This is a genomic window from Mesorhizobium sp. M4A.F.Ca.ET.050.02.1.1 (assembly GCF_003997725.1).
Classification (GTDB): domain Bacteria; phylum Pseudomonadota; class Alphaproteobacteria; order Rhizobiales; family Rhizobiaceae; genus Mesorhizobium.
Map to the genome: position 1 here is coordinate 1 of NZ_RZSG01000508.1, position 4364 is coordinate 4364.

Annotated in this window: 5 protein-coding genes and 1 pseudogene; 4 read left to right on the top strand and 2 right to left on the bottom strand. The window is 62.9% G+C overall.

The features are described 5' to 3' along the window. Positions 1–273, top strand: a 273-nt coding sequence (locus tag EOA33_RS25640; protein WP_190234369.1) for a TetR/AcrR family transcriptional regulator C-terminal domain-containing protein, incomplete at its 5' end; no start/stop codon positions are given. Positions 274–403: 130 nt separating this feature from the next. Continuing rightward, positions 404–1423: a ketol-acid reductoisomerase gene (gene ilvC / locus EOA33_RS25645; RefSeq protein ID WP_127406911.1), complete on the top strand. Its 1020-nt coding sequence runs from the start codon at positions 404–406 to the stop codon at positions 1421–1423. A gap of 318 nt (positions 1424–1741) precedes the next feature. Here ilvC and EOA33_RS25650 read toward each other — a convergent pair whose 3' ends face one another. Both EOA33_RS25650 and EOA33_RS25655 read right to left on the bottom strand, forming a co-directional pair. Continuing rightward, positions 1742–2026 carry a PilZ domain-containing protein gene (locus EOA33_RS25650; protein WP_126053990.1) on the bottom strand — a complete coding sequence of 95 codons (285 nt, stop codon included), beginning with the start codon at positions 2024–2026 and terminating at the stop codon, positions 1742–1744. Between the two features lie 161 nt (positions 2027–2187). Further along, the gene (locus EOA33_RS25655) at positions 2188–2763 is read right to left on the bottom strand and encodes a BA14K family protein (protein ID WP_126053991.1); all 576 of its coding nucleotides are present in this window, start codon (positions 2761–2763) and stop codon (positions 2188–2190) included. 167 nt (positions 2764–2930) lie between these two features. On the opposite strand from EOA33_RS25655, the gene EOA33_RS25660 reads away from it, so the two are divergent. Together EOA33_RS25660 and EOA33_RS25665 are read left to right on the top strand one after the other, a co-directional pair. Beyond that, complete coding sequence (locus EOA33_RS25660) at positions 2931–4043, top strand: endonuclease/exonuclease/phosphatase family protein (RefSeq protein ID WP_126053992.1); 1113 nt, start codon at positions 2931–2933, stop codon at positions 4041–4043. Between the two features lie 28 nt (positions 4044–4071). Beyond that, a pseudogene (locus EOA33_RS25665) lies at positions 4072–4364 on the top strand (hypothetical protein); the annotation flags it as partial.

Sequence of the window (4364 nt, forward strand, 5' to 3'; positions counted from 1 at the left end):
GTGCTGCAGAATGGACGTTTCGCGCTCGCCAGGCGCTTGAAGCCGGTGCTGGAAGCGGGACGCGAGGCCGGATTGCTGGATTTCGCGGATTCCGAAACGGCATTCCGCACCTTTTTCGGGCTGGTCGCCCGCGATGTGCAGATGAGGCTTCTGCTCGGCGACCGGCTGGAATTGACTGAGGCGACGATCGGTGGCGATGCCGCCCGTGCGACGCAGCAGTTTCTCGCTCTCCATGGAGCAAACAACCGGCCGCTAGGCCCCAGAGCCGGATGATTTCAGGTCAAGTCGACCTGAAATCTGAATCCGGCTCTAAATCAAAGAGATAGAGCATGATGTCGTCCGAAAACCGCTTCACACTTTTCGGCATCATGCTCTGATCTTCAAAACGGGAAGGAAGACGAAAATGCGTGTCTATTACGATCGTGACGCCGATCTCAACCTCATCAAGGGCAAGAAGGTCGCCATCATCGGCTATGGCAGCCAGGGCCGGGCGCATGCGCTCAACCTCAAGGAGTCCGGTGTCAAGGACATCGCCATCGGTCTTAAGGCCGGCTCGGCGACCGCCAAGAAGGTCGAGGCCGACGGGCTCAAGGTGTTGACCGTCGCGGACGCCGCCAAATGGGCCGACCTGATGATGATGGCGACGCCCGACGAACTGCAGGCCGACATCTACAAGAACGAGATCGCGCCGAACATCCGCGATGGCGCGGCGATTGCCTTTGCGCACGGCCTCAACGTGCATTTCGGCCTGATCGAGCCGAAGTCGACCGTGGATGTCGTCATGATTGCGCCGAAGGGCCCGGGCCACACCGTGCGTGGCGAATACCAGAAGGGCGGCGGCGTGCCGTGCCTGGTGGCCGTCAACCATGATGCTTCCGGCAATGCGCTCGATCTGGCGCTCTCCTACGCCTGCGCCGTCGGCGGCGGCCGCTCCGGCATCATCGAGACCAATTTCCGCGAGGAATGCGAGACCGACCTGTTCGGCGAGCAGGTGGTGCTCTGCGGAGGCCTGGTCGAGCTGATCCGCGCCGGCTTCGAGACGCTGGTGGAAGCCGGCTACGCGCCGGAAATGGCCTATTTCGAGTGCCTGCACGAGGTCAAGCTGATCGTCGACCTGATCTATGAGGGCGGCATCGCCAACATGAACTACTCGATCTCGAACACCGCCGAATGGGGCGAGTATGTCTCGGGTCCGCGCATCATCACCGCCGATACCAAGGCCGAGATGAAGCGCGTGCTGAAGGACATCCAAACCGGCAAGTTCACCTCGGAATGGATGCAGGAATACCGTGCCGGCCTGGCGCGCTTCAAGGGCATCCGCCGCAACAACGACAGCCACCAGATCGAAGAGGTGGGTGCGAAGCTGCGCGCGATGATGCCGTGGATCGCCAAGAACAAGCTGGTCGACAAGGAGAAGAACTGAGGCGATCCACGGTCTTTGCATTGCGCGTCCTCGGGCTTCGCCCTGCGGGCGCGCGGTGATCGCCAAGAACAAGCTGGTCGGCAAGGCTAAAACTAGGAAGCTTGCGCCAATTCTACCCTGCCGGCCATCTGCCGCGGGTTTCTGCGCTTCCGGTGCTCACGGACTTCAATGTCCGCGCCGCTCCGGTTCTCGAAACCCGCACCAGCTGACTCAGCAGGGCGAATTGTCATCAAGCTTCTGGTCGCGAAATACCAAGCCGGCGGAGCAATCCGCCGACTTTTTCGTGCCAGCCCTTCGGCTAGCAGGGGAGGCGGAGCTTCAGCCGTAGTGCCAGTGCGGCTTCGGTTCGGTGCCGGTGAACTCGACGCCGATACGGCCGTCGCGGCGCCAGCGCACCACGGCCTTGTAGCCGATGCCGTCGGTCGGCACGTAGAGCAGGAACTCGTCAGGCACCCGCGCCTCGATCGGCACTTTGAGCTCGGCGCCGCCGGCATGCATGTTGCGCAGCGTGCATTTGACCTCGGAATTGGCGATGCCGGTCAGGATCGACGCGCCTTTCAGCACGCGCTGCCGGTGCTTGTCCCTGTTTTCGTCCTCGGCCATGGCATTCCGCTTTCGGGCGATCCGCTCCGCCTATCCGATAGACCCGCCTGATGAAGAGCGCGTTAGCGCCGGTGGTGCTTGGCGCGTCTCATGGTGCCCCCGAGGCAAAAACGGCGCCGCTTGACACGGCGCCGTTTGCGCATTCCTCGATCCGTTGCTGCTCAGCTATATGGCGACCAGCACTGCTGGCGTGGGCCATTATACGGCTGGAACGTGTTGTCCCAGGCCCGGTACGAGCGGTAGCGGTCGTAGCACCACTGGATGTGCGCGCTGGACAGACGCTGCGTCCGGTAGATCCGCCGGGGCTGAGCGTAGTAGCCGTTGTTGTAGTAGCCGTTGTTGTAGTACAGGCTGCCCAAGCCAAGACCGAGGCCGAGGCCCAAAATGGCGGCATCGGAGTCCCTGAAATGCCGGCGATGATGGTGGCGTCTCCAGCGCCAGTCGTCGCCATCCCAGTTACGATCACCGTCCCAATTGCGGGAGAAATTCCGCTCGCGGAAATTGCCGGACCGCCACCGCCCGTCGCGGTTGCGCCAACGCCAATCCTCCTGGAGCTGCCGGTCATTGCCGCCGGCCCACTCGTCACGAACAGGCGTGATGCCGGGCGCCGGCAGATTGGCCGGGACCGACAGGTCAGGCTCAAGGATCGGACCAGCCAGTGACGGTGCCGTCACGCCAGCCACAAGACCCAGGGTCAGCAGACCGGACCTCAACGAAGACAAAAAGTGCGGTTTCATTGCACACTCCGAAGACTTCAGGCCCCACGCCCAGAATACCCCGGGAAGAGGCCTATTTATGGAACTTGTCGTCTGAACGGCGGATGAACGGAAAGGTTCCGTCAACCATCACGGCCCGCATCGCGGGCTCTTGTCTTCACCGGTACTTGCAGGCAAAGGTCACGGCCATGTCGCTGCGCCTTGCCACCTTCAATGTCGAGAACCTGATGAACAGGTTCGATTTTTCCGGCTATCGCAACCAGCTAAACGAGGATCGAGCGCTGGCGCTGTTCGATATCCAGAGCGAGGCCGAGTACAAGATGCTGGAGCAGGCGCGTGCCATTGCGCAGTCCGACGACACGCGCCAGCTCACCGCGCTGGCGATCGCCGCCACCCGTGCCGACATCATCTGCATGCAAGAGGTCGACAACATCGAGGCGCTGAAGGCCTTCGAATACGGCTATCTGTTCAAGATGGTCGGGCAGGGCTATCGGCAGAAATACACCACGGCCGGCAATGATACCCGCGGCATCGACGTTGCCGTGATGATGCGGAGCGAGACGGCTGACGGCCAGCCGATCGAATTCGTGCGCATGACCAGCCACGCCCATGTCACCTTCGAGCAATTTGGGCTGTTCACCTCGGAACTCGCGGCGCTCGGCTATCAGGCAATCGAACGCATCTTCCGGCGCGACTGCCTCGAGGTCGACCTGAAGATCGGCGGCGTGCCGCTGACGCTCTATCTCGTGCACTTCAAATCGATGGGTTCGCCGCGCAATGGGCTGGACGGCCGCGAGGCGACGATGCCGCTGCGTATCGCTGAGGCGCAGGCGGTGCGCCGCATCATCGAGGAGCGCTTCGGCAAGGATCATGCTGCTGACAAGCGCTGGGCGATCTGCGGCGACATGAACGACTACCGGCAGCGGGTGAAGATCGAGGGCGACAGCGTCGACGGCTACCGTTTCCAGGTGATCGACGAGAGCCAGTCCTGCATCAACGTGCTGACCGCCGGCGGCTTCTGCGAAAACGTTGTCGAGCGACGGCCGGAGATGGACCGCTGGAGCTTTTACCACACGCGCGGTCCCGAGGAACGGCACCTCTGCCAGCTCGACTATATCCTGTTGTCGAAGGGGCTGGCGGCGAAGAACGCGACCGCCGTTCCCGACATCGTCCGCAACGGCCAGCCCTGGCGCACCATCTTTCCGGCCGGCCAGGAGGTCGAGCGCTTCCCGCGCGCTGGCTGGGACCGACCGAAGGCCTCCGACCATTGCCCGGTGGTGATCGCCCTGGACATGGCCTGAGCTGCATCTCAACACACCTCAGAGCAAGATGAGCTTCGACCTCCCACGCAACGTCATCCTGCCGGTCGACAAGGTCGATGTCAGGCTCGACCCCGGCCGGCATCCGTTCGAACGCGACAACGCCGAGGCGATCGCCGAGAACTGGCGGCGCGAGATGGGGGCGAACCCAGCGCTGTTCGACGGCACGGTGGTGTTGCTCTCGGCGCTCGCCTATCGCGACGGCGGGCTCGTCGGCCGCTGCCATGCGGTGAAATATTCGACCTTCATGCTGTGGCGGAAGAAGCGCGAGGCGAGCGGCGCCGAGCATGCCTATGCGCATGC